This window comes from Pseudomonas sp. WP18 (assembly GCF_036689585.1).
GTDB lineage: Bacteria > Pseudomonadota > Gammaproteobacteria > Pseudomonadales > Pseudomonadaceae > Aquipseudomonas > Aquipseudomonas chlororaphis_E.
This window is the reverse complement of record NZ_CP144758.1, coordinates 1,236,030-1,262,285: the sequence shown is the minus strand read 5'-3', so window position 1 is coordinate 1,262,285 and position 26,256 is coordinate 1,236,030. Positions and strand designations below refer to the sequence as shown.

21 protein-coding genes are annotated in these 26,256 nt (G+C 63.3%); 11 read left to right on the top strand and 10 right to left on the bottom strand.

The window, feature by feature from the left end; genetic code table 11:
* The first annotated feature begins 335 nt into the window (after positions 1-335).
* Positions 336-653, top strand: coding sequence for a hypothetical protein (locus V5F23_RS05435; RefSeq protein WP_338474285.1), 318 nt, complete (start codon positions 336-338; stop codon positions 651-653).
* Positions 654-785: 132 nt separating this feature from the next.
* Positions 786-1,406, top strand: a complete 621-nt coding sequence (locus V5F23_RS05430; protein WP_042732270.1) for a flavin reductase family protein — start codon at positions 786-788, stop codon at positions 1,404-1,406.
* 45 nt (positions 1,407-1,451) lie between these two features.
* On the opposite strand, the gene V5F23_RS05425 is transcribed toward V5F23_RS05430, so the two are convergent.
* The gene (locus V5F23_RS05425) at positions 1,452-1,694 is read right to left on the bottom strand and encodes a hypothetical protein (RefSeq protein WP_042732269.1); all 243 of its coding nucleotides are present in this window, start codon (positions 1,692-1,694) and stop codon (positions 1,452-1,454) included.
* 42 nt (positions 1,695-1,736) lie between these two features.
* Positions 1,737-2,090, bottom strand: a complete 354-nt coding sequence (locus V5F23_RS05420; RefSeq protein WP_042732272.1) for a putative quinol monooxygenase — start codon at positions 2,088-2,090, stop codon at positions 1,737-1,739.
* 328 nt (positions 2,091-2,418) lie between these two features.
* Here V5F23_RS05420 and V5F23_RS05415 point away from each other — a divergent pair, with 328 nt between their 5' ends.
* On the top strand, positions 2,419-3,348 hold the full coding sequence (locus tag V5F23_RS05415) for an AraC family transcriptional regulator (RefSeq protein ID WP_042732268.1): 930 nt from the start codon (positions 2,419-2,421) through the stop codon (positions 3,346-3,348).
* 140 nt (positions 3,349-3,488) lie between these two features.
* Here the strand turns inward: V5F23_RS05415 and V5F23_RS05410 are convergent, their stop codons facing one another.
* Positions 3,489-5,120, bottom strand: a complete 1,632-nt coding sequence (locus V5F23_RS05410; RefSeq protein ID WP_338497732.1) for a 5-guanidino-2-oxopentanoate decarboxylase — start codon at positions 5,118-5,120, stop codon at positions 3,489-3,491.
* A 109-nt stretch (positions 5,121-5,229) separates the two neighbouring features.
* Between V5F23_RS05410 and V5F23_RS05405 the strand changes: the two genes are divergently transcribed.
* Entirely contained in the window at positions 5,230-6,111 is an 882-nt protein-coding gene (locus V5F23_RS05405; RefSeq protein WP_042732266.1) for a LysR substrate-binding domain-containing protein, read from the top strand.
* Positions 6,112-6,293: 182 nt separating this feature from the next.
* On the opposite strand, the gene V5F23_RS05400 is transcribed toward V5F23_RS05405, so the two are convergent.
* Entirely contained in the window at positions 6,294-7,313 is a 1,020-nt protein-coding gene (locus tag V5F23_RS05400; RefSeq protein ID WP_338497730.1) for an alpha/beta hydrolase, read from the bottom strand.
* Between the two features lie 277 nt (positions 7,314-7,590).
* Entirely contained in the window at positions 7,591-9,900 is a 2,310-nt protein-coding gene (gene metE, locus V5F23_RS05395) for a 5-methyltetrahydropteroyltriglutamate--homocysteine S-methyltransferase (RefSeq protein ID WP_042731629.1), read from the bottom strand.
* Positions 9,901-10,007: 107 nt separating this feature from the next.
* Between metE and metR the strand changes: the two genes are divergently transcribed.
* On the top strand, positions 10,008-10,925 hold the full coding sequence (metR, locus tag V5F23_RS05390) for a transcriptional regulator MetR (RefSeq protein ID WP_042731628.1): 918 nt from the start codon (positions 10,008-10,010) through the stop codon (positions 10,923-10,925).
* Positions 10,926-11,075: 150 nt separating this feature from the next.
* On the opposite strand, the gene V5F23_RS05385 is transcribed toward metR, so the two are convergent.
* From V5F23_RS05385 to V5F23_RS05370, 4 genes are all read right to left on the bottom strand, one after another.
* Positions 11,076-11,573 (bottom strand): GNAT family N-acetyltransferase, encoded by a 498-nt coding sequence (locus V5F23_RS05385; protein ID WP_042731627.1) that lies wholly within the window; start codon positions 11,571-11,573, stop codon positions 11,076-11,078.
* Positions 11,570-12,208, bottom strand: a complete 639-nt coding sequence (locus V5F23_RS05380; RefSeq protein ID WP_042731626.1) for a LysE family translocator — start codon at positions 12,206-12,208, stop codon at positions 11,570-11,572. Before V5F23_RS05380 ends, V5F23_RS05385 begins: the two co-directional genes overlap by 4 nt.
* A 17-nt stretch (positions 12,209-12,225) precedes the next feature.
* Positions 12,226-12,642, bottom strand: a complete 417-nt coding sequence (locus V5F23_RS05375) for an NUDIX domain-containing protein (RefSeq protein WP_042731625.1) — start codon at positions 12,640-12,642, stop codon at positions 12,226-12,228.
* A 185-nt stretch (positions 12,643-12,827) separates the two neighbouring features.
* Complete coding sequence (locus tag V5F23_RS05370; protein ID WP_042731624.1) at positions 12,828-14,186, bottom strand: HD domain-containing phosphohydrolase; 1,359 nt, start codon at positions 14,184-14,186, stop codon at positions 12,828-12,830.
* 226 nt (positions 14,187-14,412) lie between these two features.
* Here V5F23_RS05370 and V5F23_RS05365 point away from each other — a divergent pair, with 226 nt between their 5' ends.
* From V5F23_RS05365 to V5F23_RS05340, 6 genes are all read left to right on the top strand, one after another.
* Entirely contained in the window at positions 14,413-16,704 is a 2,292-nt protein-coding gene (locus tag V5F23_RS05365; RefSeq protein ID WP_042731623.1) for an EAL domain-containing protein, read from the top strand.
* Positions 16,701-18,575: a GGDEF and EAL domain-containing protein gene (locus tag V5F23_RS05360; protein ID WP_047737060.1), complete on the top strand. Its 1,875-nt coding sequence runs from the start codon at positions 16,701-16,703 to the stop codon at positions 18,573-18,575. Before V5F23_RS05365 ends, V5F23_RS05360 begins: the two co-directional genes overlap by 4 nt.
* A 41-nt stretch (positions 18,576-18,616) precedes the next feature.
* Complete coding sequence (locus V5F23_RS05355; protein ID WP_047737062.1) at positions 18,617-19,576, top strand: cytochrome c peroxidase; 960 nt, start codon at positions 18,617-18,619, stop codon at positions 19,574-19,576.
* Entirely contained in the window at positions 19,573-21,375 is a 1,803-nt protein-coding gene (locus V5F23_RS05350) for a DAHL domain-containing protein (RefSeq protein WP_047737064.1), read from the top strand. Before V5F23_RS05355 ends, V5F23_RS05350 begins: the two co-directional genes overlap by 4 nt.
* Positions 21,372-22,778: an ATP-binding protein gene (locus V5F23_RS05345; RefSeq protein ID WP_047737066.1), complete on the top strand. Its 1,407-nt coding sequence runs from the start codon at positions 21,372-21,374 to the stop codon at positions 22,776-22,778. Before V5F23_RS05350 ends, V5F23_RS05345 begins: the two co-directional genes overlap by 4 nt.
* A gap of 272 nt (positions 22,779-23,050) precedes the next feature.
* Entirely contained in the window at positions 23,051-24,670 is a 1,620-nt protein-coding gene (locus tag V5F23_RS05340) for an FMN-binding glutamate synthase family protein (protein WP_123578164.1), read from the top strand.
* Positions 24,671-24,723: 53 nt separating this feature from the next.
* Here V5F23_RS05340 and V5F23_RS05335 read toward each other — a convergent pair whose 3' ends face one another.
* Positions 24,724-26,229: a glucosyltransferase domain-containing protein gene (locus V5F23_RS05335; RefSeq protein ID WP_338498861.1), complete on the bottom strand. Its 1,506-nt coding sequence runs from the start codon at positions 26,227-26,229 to the stop codon at positions 24,724-24,726.
* Positions 26,230-26,256: the final 27 nt, after the last annotated feature.

The following is a 26,256-nucleotide window of genomic DNA, read 5'->3' as shown; positions in this document are numbered from 1 at the left end:
AACGCTCCAGTGTGTGGCGGCCAGCTCTTGTACTTCTGGCCGTACGGCAGACTGGCGTTGTGGCGGTGAAAAACAGGTTGGGAATGTATGAAAAATCTGTCACTCACGGGAAATCAGCGATTAATCGCACGTTAATGCCCGCCCTTCACCCTGACCTCACTTGATCGATGACCTGCGCGACGTTCGCTCCGACGACGAGAGCGATTGAAATGCGCCGCTCTTAACATCTACTTAATCGATCTTTTTTAGCATTATTTTGAACTTTTCAATCAACTTATTTGGCGTAGCATTTAACCCATGCAAGACACATCGCCAACGACTCTGGAGTAACCGACATGAAAACCAAACTGATGCTCGCCCTGACCCTGTCCGTACTGGCCGCCAACACCTTCGCCGCGGACGGCTATGAAAAGACCGGATCGGCCGCCTTCGGCGCCGGTGCCAGCGCCGCCATCGAACGCAGCCACTCGGGCAGCTACGCCGCCGACGGTTTCGACAAGACCGGCACTGCCAACGCCATCGCCGCTGACGGCTTCGACAAGACCGGCACCGCCGACGCCATCGCGGCTGACGGTTTCGACAAGACCGGCACCGCCGACGCCATCGCGGCCGACGGTTTTGACAAGACTGGCACCGCCGAAGCCATCGGTTGACGGTCGGGAAACAGGATCGCAGCCTTCGGCAATGCCGGAGGCTGCGATTTTTCTGCGTTCATCCATCTGGAATTAAAAGGCCGGGCCTTGCACTATGAGTCGCCGACCCATGCCTTCCAGGAACACGCTGTCATGCCCGATGAGATCCACTTCTACGAACCTGCCCACGGCCACGGCCTGCCCCACGACCCGTTCAACGCCATCGTCGGCCCACGCCCCATCGGCTGGATTTCTTCGCAGGATGCCGAGGGCCGCCTGAATCTGGCGCCCTACAGTTTCTTCAACGCCTTCAACTACATCCCACCGATCATTGGTTTTTCCAGCGTCGGTCGCAAAGACAGCCTGAACAACATTGAACAGACCGGCGAGTTCGCCTGGAACCTGGCCACGCGCCCGCTGGCTGAGCAGATGAACCAGAGCTGCGCGATGGTCGCGCCTGAGGTCGACGAGTTCGAACTGGCAGGCTTGACCCCCGCGGCCTCACGGGTGATCCAGGTGCCGCGGGTGGCTGAAAGCCCGGTGTCCTTCGAATGCAAGGTCACCCAGATCATTCAACTGCAACGGGCGGACCAGGCATTGGTGCCGAGCTGGCTGATCCTGGGTGAAGTGGTTGCCGTGCACATCGCCAAATGGCTGTTGAAGGACGGGATCTACGACACTGCTGCCGCCGAGCCGATCTTGCGCGGCGGCGGCCCGGCAGACTATTTCCAGCTGGGCCCCGAGGCGCTGTTCAAGATGCATCGCCCGACGTAAGGCAATAGCGATTCGACCCTTGGCGAGGGCGCTCTGTGTCGATGATCAGTCAACTCGCCACACCAGCCCACCCTCTTCATCCACATCCTGCAGGCGGGTCAGTTCCACGGCGGCCGCTTCATCGGCCTTGGCGGCGGTGTCGAAGGATTGCTCTTCAAGCACCTTGTTGAAACGCGGCGCCCCCGAGCCACCGAGGGCTTTGGTGGCGATGGCCGCGAAATAGCCGCCCCCTTCCCGGGGCATGACGGCGGAAACAGCTTCAAAGGTTTCAAAGGCTTTACGTGCCATGCTCAAGCTTCCTGGCGATGAAAAATAACCGTCATTAAACCTTCAACCGGCCAGTTTGTGTACCGTCGCCAGGCAGCCTTCAGTCGCCTGGGCGGCGGACACTTCGCGAAAGGTGTGGAAATCCAGGCTGCTGACCACCAAGTCCTGTACCAATGCGGAAAAAATCGCCATGGCCGGGGAATTGAAGTAGGCCTCCATCACCTGCTGATGGGTCCACAGCCCCGACACCAGCCACAAGTCGGCGTCGCATTGCGATTGCTGCAACGCAAAGTGCAGGCAACCAGGGGACTGGCGCGAGGGCGCGACCAGTGTGCTCAGGCGTGCCCCCAGTTGCTTGGAGCAACCGCTGCGGGCCCGCACGAAAACCATGTGACTGACGGGGATCTGTGTCGTCATGTTCAACCCTCCCAGGTCATCCGTGGTGCAGCCGGTGACAGGCTGCGACAGGATCAAAGGTTAAGCGCCACGGCACCAGCCTCGTTAGTCGATTCCTGCCGACCCATTGCACAATCCTGCGCCAGAGCGTTACAAAATTCGCCGAGTCGTCGACTGAATCCGGAGAACTTGAAACAAAAGGTTTCAAGCAAGTTTCGCCAGCATGGCCCGGCCGCCCCCTGTCACGCCGTGCAGGATCAGGCAAGCTTTCAACAGGATGTGGCTACCGCTGCGGCTTGCACAAACATAAGCTTTTGCCCACCGCTCTCTATTTCCCGAGGATTCCGGCATGACGCCACTCGATCACGCCCACGTCCCGCTGGACACGTACCTGGAACAACAGCGCGCCGAACTGGCGTCGATCATCCAGCGCAATACCTGCGAGGACGGCACCTACGCGACGGCGATCGCCTCGCTGAACCTGTCGCGCCATAGCCAACCCAACGAGTTTGCCCCCGTGCTGGCGCAACCGGCGCTGTGCATCATGGCCCAGGGCAGCAAACAGGTGCGCCTGGCAGACGAACAGTTCAACTACGACCCGCTGCATTACCTGGTGGTGTCGGTGTCGATGCCATTGAGCGGTTGCATCGCCAACGTGTCGCCCGAGCACCCGATCCTGGCACTGCGCCTGGACATCGACCCGGCGGAAATCACCGCGCTGATCGCCGACGCAGGCCCCTTGGGCGTGCCGACCCGCCCGGCCGGACGCGGCCTGTATGTCGAGCGCCTGGACACGCCAATGCTGGATGCCGTCTTGCGCCTGACCCGATTGCTGGACAGCCCGAAAGACATCGCCATGCTCGCGCCATTGGTGCGCCGGGAGATCCTGTATCGCCTGCTGCGCAGTCCACAGGGGTATCGCCTGTACGAAATCGCCATCGCCAACAGTCAGAGCCATCGCATCAGCCAGGCGATCAAATGGCTCAACCGCCACTTCGAACAACCGCTGCGCATCGACGAACTGGCCCGGGAAGTGAACCTCAGCGTCTCGACCCTGCACCACCGGTTCAAGGCCATGACGGCGATGAGCCCGCTGCAATACCAGAAGCAACTGCGCCTGCAAGAAGCCCGGCGGCTGATGCTGGCCGAAGGCTTGGAAGCCTCCGCCGCGGGCTATCGGGTGGGCTATGAAAGCCCTTCGCAGTTCAGCCGCGAGTACAGCCGACTGTTTGGCGCGCCGCCGTTGCGGGATCTGGCGCGGTTGCGGTTGACGGTTTGACCGGCGGTGTTGCGTTGACTGGGCCGATCCCATCGCGAGCAAGCTCGCTCCCACAAGGAATGCCAGTGAACCAGAATGTCTGTTCACCAGCGATCAATGTGGGAGCGGGCTTGCTCGCGAAAGGGCCAGTAAAAAACACCTCAGCACTTCGATGTCCAAACCTCCTGGTCAATCTCGATCAGCGTCGGCCCCTGCCGCTCACGAGCCGTAAGCAGCGCCGCGCGCAGTGACGCCGTATTCTCCACAGCCTGGGCAAAGCAGCCCAGAGCCTTGGCCACGCCAATGAAATCGGGGGTGTAGATGTCCACGCCCACCGGCTCGATGGCGCGGTTGAGCATGTACTTCTTGATCTCTTCGTAACCCTGGTTATTCCACAGCAGCACGATCACCGGCACACGTGCCTCCACGGCGCTGACCAGCTCCGGCAGGGTGAACTGCAACCCGCCATCGCCGATCAGGCACACCACCGGCGGGCGTCCGTGCCCTTGGTCCTTGCCGCCGAGCCAGGCGCCGATGGCCGCCGGCAGCGCATAGCCCAGGGTGCCGTAGCCGGTGGACGAGTTGAACCAGCGGCGCGGCTGTTCGGGGTTGAAGGTCAGGTTGCCGGTGTACACCGGTTGGGTCGAATCACCGACGAAGACTGCGTCCGGCAGCGCCTGCAAGACACTGTCGAGGAAAACCGTCTGGGCACGGGTCGCCGCGTCCCAATGCTTCGAAAGGTCGGCCCGCAACCGGGCAGCCCGCGCCGCGCCCCAGTCCTGGTAGCGCTCAGCCATGGGTTGCCGACCCAAGGCATCGAGCAAGGCTGCGGCGGCGCTGCGGGCGTCGGCCACCAGCGCCAGCCGAGGGGGATAGTTGCGCACGGTCTGGTCCGGGTCGATGTCGATCCGCAGCAGCGCGCCAGGGATCTCGAAACCACCGGCGAAGGTGACGTCATAGTCGGTCTCGGCCAGTTCAGTGCCGATGGCCAACACCACATCCGCCTCGGCGACCAACGCGCGGGTGGCGACCAGGCTCTGGGTCGAGCCGATCAGCAACGGATGACAGGACGGCAACAAGCCCTTGGCGTTGATGGTCAACGCCACCGGCGCGCCAAGGCGTTCGGCCAACGCGGTCACCTCGGCGCCAGCGTCGATGGCGCCGCCACCGGCCAGGATCAGTGGCCGGCGGGCCGTGGCCAGCATCGCCGCCATCTGTTGCACTGCAACCGGTGCGGCCCCGGCGCGGCTGATGTTCACCGGTGCACAGGCCAGCAAGGCGTCGGCGTTTTCGACCAGCACGTCCAACGGGATTTCGATGTGCACCGGCCGCGGGCGCCCGGCCTGGAACACCGCGAACGCCCGCGCCAGCACGCCGGGCAACTCGGCGACGGACAGCAGCGTGTGGGAAAATGCCGCGACGCCACTCACCAGCGCCGCCTGGTTCGGCAGCTCATGCAACTTGCCCCGCCCGCCCCCCAACTGGCTGCGCGACTGCACGCTGGAGATCACCAGCATCGGGATCGAATCGGCGTAGGCCTGGCCCATGGCGGTGGTGATGTTGGTCATGCCGGGGCCGGTGATGATGAAACACACGCCAGGCTGGCCGCTGACCCGCGCATAACCGTCGGCCATGAAACCTGCGCCCTGTTCATGGCGCGGCGTCACATGGCGAATGCTTGAACGGGCCAGCCCGCGATACAACTCGACGGTGTGTACGCCAGGAATGCCGAACACCTGTTCCACACCATAGCCTTCGAGTAACTTGACCAACACTTCGCCGCACGTTGCCATCGCCACTGCCCTTTTTCTCTTGGAATGGCGTCATTGAACGGTCAGGCCATGGCGGCAACAATCGATAAAAAGTCATACTCGCCATGTCCTCACGTCATGGCTCGCACCGATGAAACGCCTTCCGCCGCTTCCGGCCCTGCACACCTTCCTGGTTACCGCCCAGTGCTGCAACTTCACCCGGGCCGCCGAACAGTTGCACATCACCCAGGGCGCGGTGAGCCGGCAGATCGCCGGGCTGGAAGCTCATCTAGGCTATGCGTTGTTCCAGCGCCAGGCCCGGGGTTTGAGCCTGACGACGCAAGGCGCGGCGTGGCTGCCGCGGGTGCAGCAGGTGTTCAACCTGATCGGCGAGGCGGTGGAGCAGATCGGTGACAAGCACCGGGCTCTGCAACTCAAGGCCCCGACGTGCGTGCTGCGCTGGTTGTTGCCGCGCCTGCTGCAATGGCAGAAGGCGCGGCCGGATGTGCCGGTGGAGCTGACCACCACGGTCAAGCACGGCGTGGATTTCCAGCGCGAGGCCTTCGACGCCGCCGTGGTCTACGGCCCGCCGCCGGATGCCTCGCTGGCCAGCCTGCACCTGTTCGATGAACAACTGACGCCGGTCTGCTCGCGCCCGCTCCTGGACGGCCCCGTGCCGCTGCACTCGCCCGACGACCTGCAACAACATCTGTTGCTGCACCCCACCCCCGACGGGCGCGACTGGACCACCTGGCTGGACGCCGCCGGGGTGCACCTGGGCAGCGCCGCCAAGGGCCAGCACTTCGAAACCCTCGACCTGGCGATGTCCATGGCCTCACAAGGCACCGGCGTGGCGATTGGCGACTGGTCGTTGATCGGCGACGACCTGAGCGCCGGAAGGTTGGTGATGCCGTTCGAACTGAAGGTCGGAACCGGGTTGGGTTATCACCTGGTGTTCCCGCGCAAGGCCGAGGTGGCGGCGCCGTTGCAGGCCTTGATGGAATGGCTGGTGGCGCAGGCCAAGGCGCGATGAGCCTACAGCAGCAGGCCTCTGTGGCGAGGGGATTTATCCCCGTTGGGCTGCGCAGCAGCCCCTAAGAGTGCCGCTCGCCGTGTCAGGTAAATTGAGTCGGCAAGATGGGGCTGCTACGCAGCCCAACGGGGATAAATCCCCTCGCCACAGGTTCTACGAAACTTGAGAAAACTGCATGCTTGTTAAAGCACATTCGGCGCCTGCACCGGTTCGATCTGCGCCCAATGCGAAGTATCGTCACGATGCTGCTGCAGGTAAGGCAGCACCGCGCCCAGCAACGGCGCCTTGAACGCCTCCTGGAAACGATGGGCCAGGCCTGGGATCAGCCTCAATTGGCTGCCCTGGATGTGTGCGGCCAGGTGCACGCCGTGCATCACCGGCAGCAACGGGTCGGCGGTGCCGTGGACGACCAGGGTTGGCACCCGCAGTTGATTGAGCAACGCCACGCGGCTGGGCTCCGCCAGGATCGCCATGATCTGGCGCTGCACGCCTTCGGGGTTGAAGGCCCGGTCATAAGCCACCGCGGCCTGGTGCAGCAGCGCCTGCCGATCGTCGACCACCATGGGGCTGCCCAAGGCGGCCAGCAGGTCGGCCTGTTGCTCCAGCGCCACTTCGCGATTCGGCGCGCTGCGCCGCGACAACAGCTGGACCAATGCTGCGCTGGGTGCCGGCAGGCCTTCGGCGCCGGAACTGGTCATGATCAGCGTCAGGCTTTCGACCCGCTGCGGAGCCATGGCAGCCATGTGCTGGGCGATCATCCCGCCCATGCTCACACCCAACACATGAAAACGCTGCACCTGCAAGGCATCCATCAAGCCCAGGCCATCCTCGGCCATGTCGGTCAAGGTATAGGGCGATGCCACGGGCAAGCCGAGTTTATAGCGCAGCGCTTCAAAGGCCAGGTTGGCGCTGCCGGGCGCCTGGCGCCAGGTGGACAGGCCGACGTCCCGGTTGTCGTAGCGAATCACCCGGAAACCCTGTTCGCACAGTGCCACCACCACTTCGTCCGGCCAGTGGATCAATTGCCCACCCAGCCCCATCACCAGCAACAGCGCAGGATCGGAGGGGCGGCCCACGCTCTGGTACGCCACGCTGACCTGATCCAGATCGACCCGTTGGGTCGGCACATTCACATCACAACGAGAAGCCGCAATCGACGGCAGGCCGCACAACAAGGCGGCCAGGAAAATGAATACACGCATGAAGAAACACCAAAACGCAGAACCCCAGTAGAGCGCGAGTCTGATGAAGTTTGTTCAAGCGCGCTGCCACAGTTGCGTGACAGTTTGATGAAGATTGCCGAGTGGTATTGCAACCGAACACCGTGGCGAGGGAGCTTGCTCCCGCTGGGCGGCGCAGCCGCCCCAGATCTTCGAGCCTTTACCCTACTTCCAGGCGAAAGATGTTTGGGAGTGCTTCGCACTCCAGCGGGAGCAAGCTCCCTCGCCACAGGGACGCTTGCGTTCATCCGTTACAGCGTCAAGCCAACTGACTGCGCAACTGCCGCGCCGCCGCCACCATGTTCACCAACGCCGCTTCCGTCTCCGGCCACGCCCGGGTTTTCAAGCCGCAATCGGGGTTGACCCACAACCGCTCCGGAGCGATGCGCTTGACCGCCTTGCTCATCAGCGAAACCATCTCGGCCGTGTCCGGCACCCGGGGCGAGTGGATGTCATAGACGCCCGGGCCGATATCGTTCGGGTAATCGAACGCTTCGAAAGCCTCCAGCAATTCCATGTCCGAACGTGAGGTTTCAATGGTGATGACGTCGGCGTCCATGTCGGCGATGGCCTTGATCACGTCATTGAACTCGCTGTAGCACATGTGGGTATGGATCTGGGTTTCATCGCCCACGCCCGAGGCGCACAGGCGGAAGGCCTCCACCGCCCAGTCGAGGTATTCCTGCCATTGGCCGCGGCGCAACGGCAGACCCTCGCGAAACGCCGCCTCGTCGATCTGCACGATGCTGATGCCGGCTTTCTCCAGGTCCAGCACTTCGTCCCGCAGGGCCAGGGCCAGTTGGCGGGCCTGGACCTGGCGCGACACATCTTCGCGGGGGAACGACCACATCAACATGGTCACGGGCCCGGTGAGCATGCCCTTCATGACCTTGTCGGTCAGGCGCTGGGCGTAGCAGATCCAATCGACGGTCATGGGCTTGGGCCGGCTGATGTCGCCGTAGATGATCGCCGGCTTCACGCAACGCGAACCATAGCTCTGCACCCAGCCGAAACGGGTGAAGGCGTAGCCGTCCAGTTGCTCGGCGAAATACTCCACCATGTCGTTGCGCTCGGCCTCGCCATGCACCAGCACATCCAGGCCCAGGCGCTCCTGGATCTTCACGGCATGACGGATCTCGGTGTGCATGGCGTCCTGATAATCGTTGGCCGACAACTTGCCCTGTTTATAGGCCTGACGTGCCAGGCGAATCGCCGACGTCTGTGGGAAAGAACCGATGGACGTGGTCGGAAACGCCGGCAACTTCAGCCTGGCACGCTGCCGTTCGATGCGCTGGGCGAAGGGCGATTGCCGCTGGCTGTCCTGGGGACTGATCGCGTCGAGTCGGGCCTGGACCTCAGGCTTGTGGATCCGTGCCGAGGCGGCGCGACGGGCCTGCACTTCACGGCTGTCGGCCAAGGCCTGGTGGACGCCGGGGGCGTGAGGGTCATTCAACGCGTCGCGCAGCACCGCTACTTCACCGCACTTCTGCACGGCGAAGGCCAGCCAGCTCTTGAGTTCGGGATCGAGCTTGTCTTCACGCTCCAGGTCCACCGGGCTGTGCAGCAACGAGCAGGACGTGCTGACCCAGAGGTTGTCGCCAAAACGTTCCTGGGCCGGTTGCAACTGCGCCAGCGCCTGTTCCAGCTCACAACGCCAGACGTTGCGGCCATTGACCAGGCCCACCGACAGGATCTTGTAGCTCGGCAGCCGGTCCAGCACCTGGCCCAATTGCTCCGGCGCACGTACCGCGTCGATGTGCAAGCCATCCACCGGCAGGCTCACCGCCAGGCCGAGGTTGTCGGCCAGGCCACTGAAGTAGGTCGCCACGAGTTTTTTCAGCGGCGAATACTGAAGGATGTGATAGGCCCGCTCGAAGGCGTTTTTCCAGGCCTGGGGCAAATCGAGGGTCAGGATCGGCTCGTCGATCTGCACCCATTCCACGCCCTGGCGCTGGAGACGATTGAGGATTTCACCGTAGACCGGCAGCAACCGCTCCAGCAGGTCCAGCTTGTCGAAGTCCTCGCCCTTGGCCTTGCCCAGCCACAGGTAGGTCAGCGGGCCGATGAGCACCGGCTTGACCCGATGGCCCAGGGCGTGGGCCTCGTCCACTTCGTCGAACAGCTGTTCCCAGCTCAGAGTGAACGCTTGGTCAGCGGAGAACTCCGGGACCAGGTAGTGGTAGTTGGTGTCGAACCACTTGGTCAGCTCCTGGGCGTGTTGCGCCTGGCCGTGACCGGCGCAACAGCTGGCGGTGGCGCCACGGGCCATGGCGAACAAGGTGTCGAGGGTAGGCCGGCCCTGGCCATTGAGGGTGTCGTGGAAACGCGATGGAACCACGCCCAAAGCCAGGGTGTGGCTGAGCACCTGGTCGTACCAGGCGAAGTCGCCGACGGGCAGCAGGTCGATGCCGGCGTCTTTCTGCAATTGCCAGTGCCGGGCCCGCAGCTCACGTCCCACCGCTTGCAGCGCGTCCGGTGCCAGGTCGCCCTTCCAGTAGGCTTCGAGGGCTTTTTTCAGTTCGCGGTCGGCGCCGATGCGGGGAAAACCGAGGGTGTGGGCCAGGGCCATGGTGTGCGTCCTCCTGTAAAAGATGGCGCCATTGTCGACAGCCGACCCTTCATGAGACAAACTCAACCTTTTCGTGTTGATCACAAGTTTTTCTCATGGAGCCTCCGGTGCTTGAACTCCGTCACCTCAAGACCCTGCATGCCCTGCGCGAAGCCGATAGCCTGGTGGAAGCCGCCGAACGCCTGCACCTGACCCAGTCCGCGCTGTCCCACCAGTTCAAGGAACTGGAGGAACGCCTGGGCATGCAGTTGTTCGTGCGCAAGACCAAACCGGTACGGTTCACCAGCGCCGGCCTGCGCCTGCTGCAACTGGCCGATGCCACCCTGCCCCTGCTGCGCGGCGCCGAACGGGACATCGCGCGCCTGGCGGGCGGCACCGCCGGGCGCCTGCACATGGCGATCGAGTGCCACAGCTGCTTCCAGTGGCTGATGCCCACCATCGACCAGTTCCGCGACGCCTGGCCCGAAGTCGAACTGGACCTGGCCTCGGGCTTCGCCTTCGCGCCGTTGCCGGCCCTGGCCCGGGGCGACCTGGACCTGGTGGTCACGTCCGACCCGCTGGAACTGGCCGGCATCACCTACGTGCCGCTGTTCACCTACGAAGCGATGCTCGCCGTGGCCAACCAGCACCGTCTGGCGGGCAAGCCGTTCATCGTGCCGGAGGACCTGGTCAGCGAAACCCTGATCACCTACCCGGTGGAACGGGATCGGCTGGACATCTTCACCCGCTTCCTGGAGCCGGCCGACATCGAACCGGCCCAGGTGCGCACGTCCGAACTGACGGTGATGATGATGCAACTGGTGGCCAGCGGCCGCGGCGTCTGCGGCATGCCCCACTGGGCGCTGCATGAATACAGCTCACGGGGCTACGTGAAGGCCAAGCGCCTGGGCGAAAAAGGCCTGTTCGCCACCCTGTACGCAGCGGTCCGCACCGACATGCTCGATGCACCGTACATGCGCGACTTCCTGCTGACGGCGAAGGACACGTCGTTTTCCACCCTCGATGGGGTCAGTGCGGTGCGCTGATGGCGGCGAGCCCTTCGCGAGCAAGCCCGCTCCCACAGAGGATCCGCAGCAAAGCCAATTTTGTGCCCCCCTGTGGGAAGATCTGCTGCAAAACCCAACTCTGTGGACACCACCACCCCCTGTGGGAGCGGGCTTGCCCGCGAAGGGGCCCTACAGTTCAAGCCACATATGGATCTTGTCGAAGTATTCGTCATCTACCCGGATGGCCATCGGCTCCAGCCCATACAGCACAAAGCCGCAACGCTGGTAGAGCTTGACCGCCGGATCGTTGCCGGCGGTGACGGTCAACTGCACCAGACGCAGGAAAGGGTGGCGGCGAGCTTCGTCGAGGGCCGCTTGCAGCAACTGCTGGCCCAGCCCCTGGCGGCCATGGGCGGCGCTGACGTACAGGCCGAACAGGGTCGCCTTGTGCCGGGCCTTGGCCCGAGGCTCCAGGGCCAGACCGACCATCCCCACCAGTTGCCCCGCCTCGAACGCCCCCAGCACCACGTCCAGCCGGCTGGTCAGCCGCGACTCCCACCAATTGATCGGCAGCGCCGCCCGCTCACTGACGCTGGAAGTGAAGGCCTGCGGATGCTGCGCGTAGGCCTGGAGCATCAGTTCGCGATACGCGCTGGCATCGCCGGCCCGCAGCCGCCGGATGTTCATGCCCCGCGCCGTTGCTCAAGCATCAGGCGCAGCGCCAACGTAGCGAGCACAAAGCCCATGAAATAACGCTGCACCGCCAGCCAGGTCGGGTTGTGGGCGAACCAGGACGCAATCCCGGCGGCAAACAGCGCGATCAGCAGGTTGACGCTGAAACTGATGCTGATCTGGGTCAGCCCGAGGATGAGGCTCTGGGTGAACAGCGAGCCGTGCTCCGGGCTGATGAACTGCGGGAACACCGACAGGTAGAACACCGCGATCTTGGGGTTCAGGGCACTGGTGAGAAAGCCCATGGTGATCAACTTGCGCGTAGAGTCCGCCGGCAACTGCTGCGCCTCGAACGGTGAGCGAGCACCGGGCTTCACGGCCTGCCAGGCCAGCCACAGCAGGTACAGCGCACCGGCCCACTTCAGGATTTCATAGGCCAGAGGCACCGCCAGGAACACCGCCGTCAGCCCCGCTGCCGCCGCGAACATGTGCACGAAAAAGCCCGCCACCACTCCCAGCAGGGAAGTGACGCCGGCCTTGCGGCCCTGGCAGATCGAACGGGAAATCAGGTAGATCATGTTCGGACCGGGCGTGAGCACCATCAGCAACGCGGCGGCGGCGAAAATCAGCAGGTCTGGCAGTGCAATCATGGGCGTTGTTCCTGGAATCAGCAGGCCACGGAAGGCGACGCTCGATAAAACGGCAGGATGACCTCGCCTGTCAACGGCGCCAGCAGCAGGTCGTGCTCGCCGGCCGGATCGATCCAGCGCACTTCCTCGATCTCGGCAGCCGGTGAAACAGCGGCGTCGATTTCCAGCAGGAACACCTGCGCCTGGACGGTAAAGCCTGGCTCGTTGGCGGCCGGCGCACTGAAGGCGCCCAGGTAGCGCGCCTGGGCAGGATCGATCACCAGGCCCAGCTCTTCCTCCAGCTCCCGGGCCAGGGCCTCGACCGGTTGCTCATGGGGCTCGATCTTGCCCCCCGGCTGCATGAAGGCCAGGGTGCCGCGCTTGCGCACCAGCAGGGTCCGACCGTCCGGCCCGATCAACAGGGCGGCGGCGATGCGGATGAGCGAATCGGTCATGGGAATTGGCCTCGGGCAAAAAATGCCCGGGAGATTACAGATCGCAGCGGTTGGAGCAAAGCCTCAAGATCAACACTGTCTCTTGTGGGAGCGGGCTTGCTCGCGAAGGCGGCGTGTCAGGGAATACATCCTTAACTGACACACCGCCTTCGCGAGCAAGCCCGCTCCCACAGGTTGAGCTGTGTTCACCCCAGGATCGGCCTGGGCGCCGAAGCGTCTTCGGGAATCTTGACGAACACGCTGTAGCGGGCGCACTCCATCGCTTCGAAGGCGATGAGTTTTTCCACCAGCGGACCGCTCAGGACCTTGCCGGCGTTGAGCAGCAACATGCCGTTGTCGGCATTGAGGTTGCGCGCCAGGACCATCCCGGCCGACAGCTCCCGGGTGTTCAAGACCTTCACCGTCGGGTCCGACAAGGTCACGTCGTCCAGGTATTCGCCGCAGGCCTTGATGAAGTCCTCGATCATGTCCGGGTCGTACAGCTTGCCAGCGTATTTGCGGATGTAGACCAGGGCTTCGTCGCTGTTCATCTGCCGTTCGAGGATCAACCCGCGCTGCAACTCGATGAAGTCCACCGCCAGCTTCAACAGCCGCGAACCGAACGGGATCGCCTCGCCCTTGAGGTGTTCGGGGAAGCCGCTGCCGTCCCAGCGCTCCTGGTGATGGCGAATGATCCGGGCCGCGTCCTTCATCGGGTCCAGGGTCATCAACAGCGATTCGCTCTGCTTCGGATAGGCGCGATACAGGTCCAGCTCGGTGTGGTGCAGCAGGTCGGCCGGCGTGACCATCATGTTGTCGGTCCAGCTCAGCTTGCCGATGTTGTACAGCGCCGCCGCCATGGTCAGGTCGCGATCGGTGGACTCGTCGAGGAAATGCAGGCGGCTGTAGACCCGGATCAACTCGATGATCTGCCGGTTGGTCTGCTTGGCCTTGGGCAGGCGCAGGTTGGCGATCAGCGAGAACACTTCCGTGCTGGTGACATAGCTGCGCTTGAGTTCATCGTAGGCCAGGTCGAGCATGTCGGCGGTCTGCTGCAACTCGGAGGTGCGCGAGGCCACGCGTTTTTCCAAGGTGGCGTTGAGCGTCTTGAGTTGCTGGTTCTGCTCGCGGGTCAGCGCTTCGAGGCGCTGGCGTTCGCTTTCGGAATGCTGGTGGGCCAGGGCCTGGCGCAGGGCCTGCACCACTTCCTCGTCGTTCCACGGTTTGCTGAGGTAGCGGTACAAGCCGCCCTCGTTGATGGCCTTGGTCATCATGTCGACGTCGGCATAGCCGGTGAGCAGGATGCGCAAGGTCGATGGGTACAACTGGCGAATCTGTGCCAACAGCGTGGCGCCGTCCATGTTGGGCATGCGCGCATCGGTCATCACCAGGTCGACCGGCCGCTCCTTGAGGATTTCCAGGGCCTTGGCGCCACTGTCGGCCAGCAGGATTTCGTAGGGCTGGCTGCGCAGCAGCCGGCGCAGGCTGTTGAGGATCGACTCTTCGTCATCGACCAACAGCACCGTCGGTTTTTTGACCGGAACGTCCGGCGATTGATCTTCCATTGCTACCCCCTCCTATTGATGACGACCGTTTACCGTCCCCCAGAAGACAGGCTAGTAGATTGCCGGCATTTAGGCACGATTTGCCATCACGGGCCGAGCGCATCCCGATGAGCCGACTATGCTGTACCCCATGGAAGGCCATGTACGGGCCAGAACTCTCATGCCAGCGAAAGGGATATCAGATGTTCCCAGGGTTCTATTGTCAGCATCGCCACGGTGCACGGCCATGAGCCTGCCATCGGAAAGAGCCAACCGGCGGATCCTGATCGTCGACGACACGCCGACGATCCATGAGGATTTTCGCAAGATCCTCAGCCCCCACGCGCCGTCCGAGGACCACCTGAGCAGTGCCGAAGAAGCCCTGTTCGGCGCGCCGGTGGCCGTCGCCGCCCAGAGTTTCAACCTCGACTCGGCCTTCCAGGGCATGGAAGCCCTGAACAAGGTCGAGGCCGCGCTGGAGCAAGGGCAGCCCTACGCCATGGCCTTCATCGATATGCGCATGCCGCCCGGCTGGGACGGCCTGGAAACCATCGAGCGGCTGTGGCGCGCCGACCCCAAGTTGCAAGTGGCGTTGTGCACCGCCTATTCGGACTATTCCTGGGAAGACATCGCCGACCGCCTGGAGCTGGGCGACCGTCTGCTCATTCTGAAGAAACCCTTCGACGCCATCGAGATCCGCCAGATGGCCAGCACGCTGACGGTCAAATGGCAGATGACCGAGGACGCCGCGCTGAAGATGGACATGCTCGAACGGGCGGTCGAAGCGCGCACCCGAGAACTGGCCGACGCCAACATCATCGTGCAGAACAGCCCGACCATCCTCTATCGCCTGCGGGGCGAGCCGCCGTTCCCGTTGATGTACATCTCCCACAACATCACCAAGTTCGGCCATGTCGCAGCGCGTCTGGTGGGCGCGCCGGACTGGGCGCAGATGCTCATCCACCCCGATGACCAGTCCAAGATCGACGCCGCCATGGTCCGCGTCCTGGACCGGGACAATGCCGGCGCCTCCATCGAGTTTCGCCTGCGCACCGGCGACGGCACCTACCGCTGGGTGGAGAACCGCTACATTCCGGTGCGCAATGAGCAAGGCCTGTTGCTGGAGGTCGAAGGCATCATCCTCGACATCACCGAACGCAAGCTGGCCGAAGAGAAGATCGCCCTGCTGGCCCGCACCGACGGCCTGACCGGGCTGGCCAACCGCGCCACCATGATCGAACGACTGCACCAGGCCTTCGCCGCCGCGCGCCGGGGGGCGCCGGCGTTCGCGATGTTCTACCTGGACCTGGACCACTTCAAGCGGATCAACGACACCCTGGGCCACCCCATCGGCGACCTGCTCTTGCAGGAAGTCGCCGCACGCATCAAGGCCTGCACCCGGGAGAACGACGTGGTCGCGCGCCTGGGCGGCGACGAGTTCGCCATCCTGCAACTGGACGTTCACGAGGCCACCCATTGCGCCGCGCTGGCGGCGAAGATCCGCGACGCCCTGGTGGCGCCCTACGCCCTGGACGGCAACGACGTGCGGATCTCGGTGAGCATCGGCATCGCCCTGTATACGCCGCAGAGCCTGAGCGCCGACAGCCTGATGGCGCAGTCCGACATGGCCCTGTACCGCTCCAAGGAGAAGGGTCGCAACCAGTACCATTTCCACAACGAAGAGATCAACCAGGAAGTCACCGACCGGGTCGCCCTGGCCAACGATCTGCGCCGGGCCATCGAGAACCAGGAGCTGCATTTGCATTACCTGCCGGAAGTCGACCTGGGCACCGGCAAAATCCTCGGCATGGGCGTGCAGGTGCGCTGGAACCACCCCGAGCGCGGCTGGCTGGAGCCGGCGGTGTTCATGCCGGCCGCCGAGAAGACCGGGCTCATCATCGGCCTGGGCCACTGGGCGCTGGACCAGGCCTGCCGGCAGATGCGCCAGTGGCGCGACCAGAACATGGCGCCGCCGGTGATCGCCCTCGACCTGTCCCTGACCCAGCTCAAGACCGGCCCGGAACTGATCTACGACGTGCTGCGCACCACCGCGCGCTGGGAACTGGCCCCGTGGGACCTGCGCTTCGACGTCACCGAAGCCACCCTGGCCCAGACCAAGTGGACCCACAACGACGTGCTGCCGCGCCTGTGCGAACTGGGCGTGCAGATCGCAATCGATGAGTTCGGCACCGAATATTCCTCGTTCGATTACCTCAAGACCTACCGCGTCAACCACCTCAAGCTCGCCCAACGGTTTCTCGACAGTGCCAACGCCGACCCCGGCAACGCCACGACCCTGCGGGCCATCCTCAACTTCGCCCGGGACGTGGGCATCGGGATCATCGCCGAAGGCGTCGAGACCCAGGAGCAGCGCACCACGCTGATGTCCAGCGGTGGGACGATGCAAGCCCAGGGGCACTACTTCAGCACGGTCGTGGACAGCCACCAGGCCGCCGAGCTGCTCAAGGCCGGCAGCATCGTTCCGGCGGCCGACCACTGGACACGCCCCCCGAGCCAGCTATCGGAGAGCACCCCATGAACCCCTTGTCCGTACCCGCGAACAGGCGAATCCTGGTGGTGGACGACACCCCGGCCATCCACCAGGACTTTCGCAAGATCCTCAGCGCCGGTGGCGGCGGTGATGAGTCGCTGGACGATACCGAGAGCCTGTTGTTCGGCACGCCCCAGGTCAGCCGGCCGCAGTTCCAGATCGACTCCGCGTACCAGGGCGAAGAAGCGCTGGAACTGGTCAAGCGCGCCCAGGCCGAAGGCCAGCCCTACGCCCTGGTGTTCGCCGACATGCGCATGCCGCCGGGCTGGGACGGCCTGCAGACCATCGAAAAACTGTGGGAAGCCGACCCCCGGCTGCAAATTGCCCTGTGCACGGCGTTCTCCGACTACACCTGGGAAACCATGTCGGAACGGATCGAGTTCGACGATCAGTTGCTGATCCTCAAGAAACCCTTCGACACCCTGGAAATCCGCCAGATGGCCAGCGCCATGACCTGGAAATGGCAACTGGCCCAGGATGCCGCGCGCAAGATGCGCAGCCTGGAGCGCACGATTGAAGAGCGGGTCCAGGAACTGCTCAAGGTCTCCCACCTGCTGCAATACGACGTGCTCACCGAACTGCCCAACAGCATGTTGCTCGGCGACCGCCTGACCCAGGCCATGGCCCAGTGCCGCCGGCATGACCGGCAACTGGCGGTGATGTTCCTCGGCCTGGACCGTTTCAAACGGGTCAACAACGCCCTGGGGCACCCGGTCGGCGACGAGATGCTCAAGCGCGTGGCCCGGGCGCTGGCCACCGTGGTGCGCGAGTCCGACTCGGTGTTTCGCTACGGCTCCGATGAATTCGTGGTGGTGCTGGGGGACATCGCCGACCCGCAGCAGACCAAGGGCGTGGCGGAAAAACTGTTGGCAGCGGTCAGCACGCCCCAACCGATCGACGGCCATGACTTGACCGTCACCGCCAGCCTGGGGGTAAGCGTGTACCCCACCGACGGTTTCGACGCCGTGGCGCTGATCAAGAAAGCCGAGACGGCGATGCGCAACGTCAAGGAAGCCGGCCCCAACGACTACCGTTTCTTCACCGAAGACATGAACCGCCGGGCCCGCCAGCAACAGACCATCGAGTCTGGCCTGCGGCTGGCCCTGCAACGCAAGGAATTCGTGCTGCACTACCAGCCCAAGCTCGACCTGACGAGCGGCAAAGTGGTCGGTGTCGAGGCGCTGGTGCGCTGGAATCGCCCGGAGCACGGCCTGGTCTACCCGTCGGACTTCATCCCGGTGGCCGAGGACAGCGGGCTGATCGTGCCGCTGAGTCAATGGGTGCTCCAGGAAGCCTGCCAGCAGGCCCGCACCTGGCAAGACCAGGGCATGCGACCCCTGTACTTGTCGGTCAACGTCTCGGCCATCGACTTTCGCCAGCGCGGCTTCGTCGAAGGCATTGCCCGCACCCTCAAGGAAACCGGCCTGGACCCGACACAGTTGGAACTGGAGATCACCGAAAGCGTGCTGATGCAGAACATCGACACCACCGTCGCCATTCTCAAGGCCATCAAGCAACTGGGCGTGCGGCTGGCCATCGACGATTTCGGCACCGGGTACTCGAGCCTGAGCTACCTGCAGAAATTCCCGGTGGATGTCCTGAAAATCGACCAGTCGTTCGTGGGCGACCTGAGCATCGACAGCAATGACGCCAAGCTGGTGAGCACCATCATCAGCCTGGGCAAGGGCCTGAACCTGCACATCATTGCTGAGGGCGTGGAGACCCTGGCGCAACTGGACTTCCTCCGGGCCCACCAGTGCGAGGAGGCCCAGGGGTATTACTTCAGCAAGCCCGTGGAACCGCACGCCTTCGCCCAATGGATGGCCGAATGGGAACAGCGCCCGAACCCGTTTTCCTAAAAACAGCCTGCTCCATCAACCCACGTTCAAGGAAGTCTGCGATGGCGTCACCAGGACTCTTGTTGGCTCTCGGCCTGTTCATGGGACTCAGTGTGGCCGCCCACGCCGAGCCCCTGGACGAACCGCTCAAGCCGCTGCCTCCCGTCCCCGCGCTGGACCCCAAGCGCGTCCAACTGGGCCAGCGGCTGTTCAACGACCCACGGCTGTCGGTGAACAACACCCTGTCCTGTGCCAGTTGCCATCGCCTGGACAAGGGCGGTGCCGACGACAAGGCGTTGTCCCTGGGCTTCGACGGCAAGCCGGTGGAGGTCAACACCCCCACGGTGTTCAACGCCAGCCTGAATTTCCATCAATTCTGGGACGGCCGCGCCGACACCCTGGAAGAGCAGGTGCACATCGTGGTCACCAGCCCCACGGAAATGGGCAGTAACTGGGACACCGTGGTCAAGCGCATCGCCGACGACCCGGGTTATACCAGGGACTTCAACGCGACCTACCCCGACGGCGTGACCAAGCCCAATATCCAGGGCGCCCTGGCCGATTTCGAACGCACCCTGCTGACCCCCAACTCACGCTTCGACCAATACCTGCTGGGCAACACCGACATCCTCACGCCGCGGGAAAAATTCGGCTATGAGCGTTTCAAGGAATACGGCTGCATCGCCTGCCACCAGGGCGTGAACATCGGCGGCAACATGTTCCAGAAGTTCGGTGTCATGGGGGACTACATCGCGGACCGGGGCAACCTCACCCGGGCCGATGAAGGGCGCTTCAACGTCACCGGCGATGAAGGTGATCGCCAGGTGTTCAAGGTGCCCAGCCTGCGCAATGTCGCCGTCACCGCACCGTATTTCCACAAGGGCTCCGCGGCGACGCTGGAGCAGGCGGTGGAAGTGATGTTCAAGTACCAGTTGGGCCGTGAACCGGCCGGCAAGGATACCGAGTTGATCGTCGAGTTCCTCAAGACCCTGACCGGCGAATGGGAGGGCAAGCCCCTATGAAGGCCCTCCGTCGACTTGGCCTGGCATTCATCGGCGTGTTGCTCGTTTCGGTGTTGCTGTTCATGTACATCCAGTCGGGTGCGCAACAGGCCGCCTCGTACATCGAGTCCCGGGACCTGGTCCGGCAGTTGAAGCAACAGGACGCGATCTGGGACAACGAAGTGCTCAAGACCCGGATCGCCCTGACCCACAACTACGACCCCCTGGTCTCGCCGCTGCATGAAATCACCCGGCTCTGGCAGCGCCTGGACGCCATCGAATCGGCCTCGGGCCGCCACGCGCCCACGCTCTGGGAAACCCAGCGCGACGCGTATCTGGAGGCGGTCAAGGAAAAGACCCGCCTGGTGGAAAAATTCAAGTCGCACCACGCGATACTGCGCAACTCCCTGGCCTTCCTGCCAACGGCCGAAGACGATATCCAGGGCCAGTTCGCCCGGCTCACCGACGAGCAACGGTTGCAGCTGCAAAACGTCGCCATCGACACCTACGACCTGTTGCTCAGCAGCATGGAGTTCGCCCAACTCACCACCCCGGACACGGCCGCCGAGGTACTGCTTGGGCTGAACCGGCTGGACGTCAACAAGGAGCGCCTGCCCGAAGGGTTCCAGAACGCGGTGACCACCATGAGCCGACACATCGCGATGGTCCTGCGCGAACAACCCCAGGTCAACGAGTTGCTGGAGGGCATCGAGGCGGTCCCGGTGGCGGACCGGCTGGACACCATCACCAGCCTGCTCGACAAGGATCAGGAAACCGCTGCCGCCCTCCACCAGCGCAACCACATCTACCTGATGGTGTTCGCGATGTTCCTGGTGCTGATCCTGATCTGGCTGGCGATCCGTCTGGTACGCAGCTTCGCCGAGATCAAGCGGGTCAACAGCGCCCTGAAAACCGCCAACGACGAGCTGGAGCAACGGGTGGAAGAACGCACCCGCCAGCTCAAGGACACCCAGAGCGAGCTGATGGACACCGCCCGCCAGGCCGGCATGGCGGAAATCGCCACCAACGTGCTGCACAACGTCGGCAACGTTCTCAACAGCGTGAACATTTCCGCCGACCTGGTCAGCCGCAAATTGCGCAGCAGCAAGGCGCTGGGGCTGGGCAAGGCCATGCAACTGGTCAACGAACACCCCCACGACCTCGGGCATTTCCTCACCGAAGACGAAAAAGGCAAGCTGCTGCCCGGCTACCTCAACCAACTGGTGGACGCCATCGCCGCGGAACAGCATAGCCTGATCGACGAGCTGGGGCAGTTGAGCAAGAGCGTGGACCACATCAAGGACATCGTTTCGACCCAGCAATCCTACGCCGGGGCCAACAGCCTGCTGGAGCCCCTGGTGGTCAGCGAACTGCTCGAAGACGCCCTGCGCATGAACTCCGGCGCCCTGACCCGCCACCATGTCACGGTGATCAAGGAGTATGGCGACGTCCCGCGAATCATGGGCGACAAGCACCGCCTGCTGCTGATCCTGATCAACCTCATCAGCAACGCCAAGTACGCCATGGCGGGGGTGTCCAATCATGCGCGGAACATGACGTTGAAGGCGGCCGTGGTGGATGGCGAGACCCTGCAGATCAGCGTCAAGGATGAAGGCGAAGGCATCCCGGAGGAAAACATGACACGCATCTTCGCCCACGGCTTCACCACGCGTAAGGACGGCCACGGGTTTGGCCTGCACAGTTGCGCCCTGGCGGCCATCGAAATGAACGGGCGCCTGACCGCCCACAGCGAAGGCCCCGGCAAAGGGGCCACGTTCCAGCTGCAGGTGCCACTGAAACTCGCGGAGGGTGAGCCATGAACACCCTGAGCAACCGCCGCATCCTGTTGATCGACGACACACCGGCCATCCATGAGGATTTTCGCAAGATCCTCACCCCCGAGAACGAGATCAACGCCGACCTGCAGGACATGGAGAACGCCCTGTTCGGCGAGGCACCGAAACCGGTCGCCACTGTGTTCGAACTCGACTCGGCCTATGGCGGCCAGGAAGGCCTGAACAAACTGCTCGACGCCCAGGCCAGGGAACGCCCCTATGCCCTGGCCTTCGTCGACATGCGCATGCCCGAAGGCTGGGACGGCGCCAAGACCATCGAAGAACTGTGGAAGCGCGATCCGCTGCTGCAGGTGGTGGTCTGCACCGCCTACTCGGATTACTCCTGGGACGAACTGCTGGAACGCCTCAATGGCCACGACCGCCTGCTGATCCTGAAGAAGCCCTTCGACAACATCGAAGTCCAGCAGATGGCCAACACCCTGACCACCAAATGGGCCATGACCGCCCGCGCCCAGTTGAAAATGAGCAAGCTCGAAGACCTGGTGGAACAACGAACCCAGGCGTTCAAGCAGGCCAGCGAACTGCTGCAGATGGAAATCGACGAACGCAAGATGCTCGAAACCCAGCTGGTTCAATCGGAAAAACTCGCCTCCCTGGGCCAACTGGCCGCCGGGGTGGCCCACGAAATCAACAACCCCATCGGCTTCATTTCCTCCAACCTGGGGGCCCTGGACGGCTATTTCAGCAAGCTCCAGCAAATGCTCGCGGCCTACGGCAGCGCCGAGCAAGCCATCGCCTCGCCGGAGCAACTGGTGCACCTGAGGACGCTGCGCGAGCAAGTGGAGCTGGATTTCCTGGTGGAGGACATCCCGCTGTTGATCAAGGAGTCCAAGGACGGCATCGGCCGGGTCGGGCAGATCGTCAAGGACCTCAAGGACTTCTCCCGCGTCGACTCCAACCAGGAATGGCAGATGGCCAATTTGCAACAGGGCATGGATTCGACGCTGAACATCGTCGCCAACGAAATCAAGTACAAGGCCGACGTGGTCAAGCAATACACGCCGCTGCCGGAAGTCGAATGCCTGCCGTCGCAGATCAACCAGGTGATCATGAACCTGATCGTCAACGCCGCCCAGGCCATCGGCCCCGAACGCGGCACCATCACCCTGCGCAACGGCGTCGACGGCGATACCGTCTGGATCGAAGTCGCCGACAACGGCTCGGGGATCCCACCGCAAACCCTGCAAAAAATCTTCGACCCGTTCTTCACCACCAAGCCCATCGGCCAAGGCACGGGGCTCGGTCTGTCGCTGTCCTACGGCATCGTGAAAAAACACAACGGCGAAATCACGGTGCGCAGCGAAGTGGGAGTCGGCACGACCTTCAGGGTGGAGTTGCCGGTGCGGCAGATGAAGGTGGCGGGGTGACATCGAGTCGGTCTACAAAGAGTGTTTTACGGACCCATGACCTGTGGCGAGGGGATTTATCCCCGCTGGGCTGCGCAGCGGCCCCAAAACAGTCGACTCAGTCGGCCTGATGCATCGAGCCGTCTGGTTCCAGGGCCGCTGCGCGCCCCAGCGGGGATAAATCCCCTCGCCACAGATGCCCCCTCAGCACATGAAGTTCTCTCATCGCCGGTTGCCCATCCTTTCACGGCCAGCGCAGAATGCCCCTCGTTGTCCCTTCCCAAGGAACCCGTATGAGCCTGTCTCTGCTGAGCCGTTACGCCTTCTTTGCCGGCTGTGTGATATTCACCCTCGCCAGCCTGCCGTTCCTGCAACACGACTGGCTCTGGCCATTCGCGCTGGTGACAGGCCTGTTGAGCCTGCTGGGGCTGTTCGACCTGCTGCAAAGCCGTCACGCGGTACGGCGCAACTACCCGATCCTGGGCAACATCCGCTACCTGGTCGAAGGCATCCGCCCGGAGATCCGTCAGTACCTGCTCGAATCCGACAGCGACGCCCTGCCCTTTTCCCGGGCCCAGCGCTCGCTGGTGTATTCCCGGGCCAAGAACGAGACCTCCGACAAACCGTTCGGCACCTTGATCGACGTCTACCAGACCGGCTTCGAATTCATCGGCCATTCCATGCGCCCGGCGCCGTTGAGCGACCCCAGTGGTTTTCGCGTGACGGTCGGCGGCCCGCAGTGCACCCAACCGTATTCCGCCTCGGTGTTCAACATCTCGGCCATGAGCTTCGGCTCGCTAAGCGCCAATGCCATCCGCGCGCTGAACCAGGGCGCCAAGCTGGGCAATTTTGCCCACGACACCGGCGAGGGCAGCATCAGCCCTTACCATCGCGAACACGGTGGCGACCTGACCTGGGAACTGGGCAGCGGCTATTTCGGCTGCCGCACCAACGACGGGCGCTTCGACCCGGAGCGCTTCGCCGTCCAGGCTCAAGACCCACAAGTGCGGATGATTGAAATCAAGATGAGCCAGGGCGCCAAGCCCGGCCATGGCGGGATCCTGCCCAAGCACAAGGTCACCCGGGAAATCGCCGAGACCCGCGGCATCCTCATGGGCGAGGATTGCATTTCACCGTCGCGCCACAGCGCGTTCTCCACGCCGCTGGAACTGATGCAATTCGTCCAACAACTGCGCGAACTGTCCGGCGGCAAGCCGGTGGGCTTCAAGTTCTGCCTGGGCCACCCATGGGAGTTCATGGGCATTGCCAAGGCCATGCTGGAAACCGGGATCCTGCCCGACTTCATCGTCGTGGACGGCAAGGAAGGCGGCACGGGCGCGGCACCGGTGGAGTTCACCGACCACATCGGCGTGCCGTTGCGCGAAGGCCTGCTGTTCGTGCACAACACGCTGGTGGGCCTGAACCTGCGGGACAAGATCAAGCTCGGCGCCAGCGGCAAGATCGTCAGCGCGTTCGACATCGCCAGCGTCCTGGCCATCGGTGCCGACTGGGCCAACGCCGCCCGCGGCTTCATGTTCGCCATCGGCTGCATCCAGTCGCAAAGCTGCCACACCAACAAATGCCCCACCGGCGTCGCCACCCAGGACACCCTGCGCCAACGCGCCCTGGTGGTCCCGGACAAGGCCCAGCGGGTCTACAACTTCCACCGCAACACCCTCAAGGCCCTGGCCGAAATGCTCGCCGCCGCCGGCCTGGAACACCCGTCGCAATTGCAGCCCAAGCACCTGGTGCGGCGCATGTCGGCCACCGAGGTGAAGCTGTTCTCGCAGTTGCATGTGTTCTTAAAGCCCGGGGAACTGCTGACGGGCGAGGTCAATGGAGCCTTTTATTCGCGGATGTGGCAGATGGCGCGGGCGGACAGTTTTGAGCCGATGGAAACCGTGGCGGCTTGAACACGCCCACAGCAAAAAATTTCCACACTGCGGTTTTCCGGGGGCGCCGCTGGCTAGCACAGCGGCGCGCGGGTCCGCGACGGCTCCTTCATGACAATGAAGCCATAGTCGCCCAGCAGATAAATCCGGTAGTACAGGTTGTCCACGAGCGGCGGATAACCCCGATAACCGACTCGGGTCGCATTGCGCCGCTCCCGTTCGATCACCACGTTAGTGATACCCAGGAACGGCGGGCTTTCCGGAAGAAGCAAGTAATCAACATTGAGCAGGTAATGCAGGACCGGCAGTTGGTTGAACGAGCCGCAGGCACTTGTCAGCCAATGGGCGGAATAAGTCACTGACATATAGATGCGCTTGGCCTCATACAGCTCGCGACGGGAAGTGATGTCATGCGCCAAGCTATAAAGCGCGCCGCTGGAAAAGGTCTTTTGCAGGGTCAATACCCGACCATAGGCAAAGGACAGTGACAGGGTCGCCAGCAATGGAATAATCAGCAACGCTGGTAATCGACGATGAAGTGGCGTCAGCGCGAGGTAAGCCAGATAGAACAGCAGCATCAACCACACACCGAAGCCCATCAGTGTGCGGGCCCCCTCATTGAAGTCACGAAACAACAGCGTGATGCCGGGTACCAACAGCGCCAGTATCAAAGATGTCAGTAGCCAGAGCAGGCCCAGGAGCCATGTTTTCCAACCAGGCTCCTCACCTCCCTCAAGCCGGCGGCCCACCCCCATGGCCCCCATCAGCGCAATCAGCACCAGCACGGCCAATATCCAGGCGTAGCCACCGTGGAACAACAGGGCAACCTTCTGTAGCACCGTGGCGAGATTGATGCCCAACTGCATCAATGGATCAGCGTTCCAGTTCAGCAACGCGGTTCGCTCCGTTCCCATCAGCCAGAAGGCCATGGCGAAGTACACCAGGAGGGCCAGGCCAAGCTGGGCGAACCTGTCTCCCAGCAGGTCCAAGCACTGCCGCCACGGCCACCGGTTGCAGACTGTTCGGCACAGATCCAGGCAGACCAACCCCAGAAATACGTTGAGGCTGATCTGGTAGAGCCCGAACGCCAGCACCAACCAGGCCGCCGGCTCCCACAGTCGTCGCAGGCGCGATGTCCCCCGACAGGTGACGGCGTAGATAACCGCGACCAGGCTCAGGGCCATGCTCGGGCCGTCGTATTGATACGACAGGTTCTGCAACAGGAAAGGGTTGTACCAGAGGGGCAACGGTACCAGGCAACAGGCGAGTGTCGGCTCAGGGAAATAATGGAAGGTCAGCCGGGCCAGAGCCAGGGCCACTGCCAAGATCGCAAGCAGCAGGGGCAGCGGAAAAATATCCGGCGCGGCGCCGGAAAAGGACAGCACCTGATACAGCAGGTCAGTGAACCAGCGCCCCTCGCCGGCCCAGGCGTTGCCCGCCTCCAGCGTTCGCCAACTATCGTCGATGTAGCGAAAATCAGCGAGGATCAGTGGCAAGGCATACAGGAGGGTCGCCAAGAGGAAAAAACACGCCACTTGGCGACGGTCGAGCGCGCGATCGAAAACCAGCGATACATTCATATGCAACGCCCTCGGGACTTGCCCCTT

Coding starts and splice junctions, on each gene's coding strand:
- V5F23_RS05435 (WP_338474285.1), top strand. CDS start 336: ATGAAAACCAAACTGATGCTCGCCCTGACCCTGTCCGTACTGGCCGCC.
- V5F23_RS05430 (WP_042732270.1), top strand. CDS start 786: ATGCCCGATGAGATCCACTTCTACGAACCTGCCCACGGCCACGGCCTG.
- V5F23_RS05425 (WP_042732269.1), bottom strand. CDS start 1,694: ATGGCACGTAAAGCCTTTGAAACCTTTGAAGCTGTTTCCGCCGTCATG.
- V5F23_RS05420 (WP_042732272.1), bottom strand. CDS start 2,090: ATGACGACACAGATCCCCGTCAGTCACATGGTTTTCGTGCGGGCCCGC.
- V5F23_RS05415 (WP_042732268.1), top strand. CDS start 2,419: ATGACGCCACTCGATCACGCCCACGTCCCGCTGGACACGTACCTGGAA.
- V5F23_RS05410 (WP_338497732.1), bottom strand. CDS start 5,120: ATGGCAACGTGCGGCGAAGTGTTGGTCAAGTTACTCGAAGGCTATGGT.
- V5F23_RS05405 (WP_042732266.1), top strand. CDS start 5,230: ATGAAACGCCTTCCGCCGCTTCCGGCCCTGCACACCTTCCTGGTTACC.
- V5F23_RS05400 (WP_338497730.1), bottom strand. CDS start 7,313: ATGCGTGTATTCATTTTCCTGGCCGCCTTGTTGTGCGGCCTGCCGTCG.
- metE (WP_042731629.1), bottom strand. CDS start 9,900: ATGGCCCTGGCCCACACCCTCGGTTTTCCCCGCATCGGCGCCGACCGC.
- V5F23_RS05385 (WP_042731627.1), bottom strand. CDS start 11,573: ATGAACATCCGGCGGCTGCGGGCCGGCGATGCCAGCGCGTATCGCGAA.
- V5F23_RS05380 (WP_042731626.1), bottom strand. CDS start 12,208: ATGATTGCACTGCCAGACCTGCTGATTTTCGCCGCCGCCGCGTTGCTG.
- V5F23_RS05375 (WP_042731625.1), bottom strand. CDS start 12,642: ATGACCGATTCGCTCATCCGCATCGCCGCCGCCCTGTTGATCGGGCCG.
- V5F23_RS05370 (WP_042731624.1), bottom strand. CDS start 14,186: ATGGAAGATCAATCGCCGGACGTTCCGGTCAAAAAACCGACGGTGCTG.
- V5F23_RS05365 (WP_042731623.1), top strand. CDS start 14,413: ATGAGCCTGCCATCGGAAAGAGCCAACCGGCGGATCCTGATCGTCGAC.
- V5F23_RS05360 (WP_047737060.1), top strand. CDS start 16,701: ATGAACCCCTTGTCCGTACCCGCGAACAGGCGAATCCTGGTGGTGGAC.
- V5F23_RS05355 (WP_047737062.1), top strand. CDS start 18,617: ATGGCGTCACCAGGACTCTTGTTGGCTCTCGGCCTGTTCATGGGACTC.
- V5F23_RS05350 (WP_047737064.1), top strand. CDS start 19,573: ATGAAGGCCCTCCGTCGACTTGGCCTGGCATTCATCGGCGTGTTGCTC.
- V5F23_RS05345 (WP_047737066.1), top strand. CDS start 21,372: ATGAACACCCTGAGCAACCGCCGCATCCTGTTGATCGACGACACACCG.
- V5F23_RS05340 (WP_123578164.1), top strand. CDS start 23,051: ATGAGCCTGTCTCTGCTGAGCCGTTACGCCTTCTTTGCCGGCTGTGTG.
- V5F23_RS05335 (WP_338498861.1), bottom strand. CDS start 26,229: ATGAATGTATCGCTGGTTTTCGATCGCGCGCTCGACCGTCGCCAAGTG.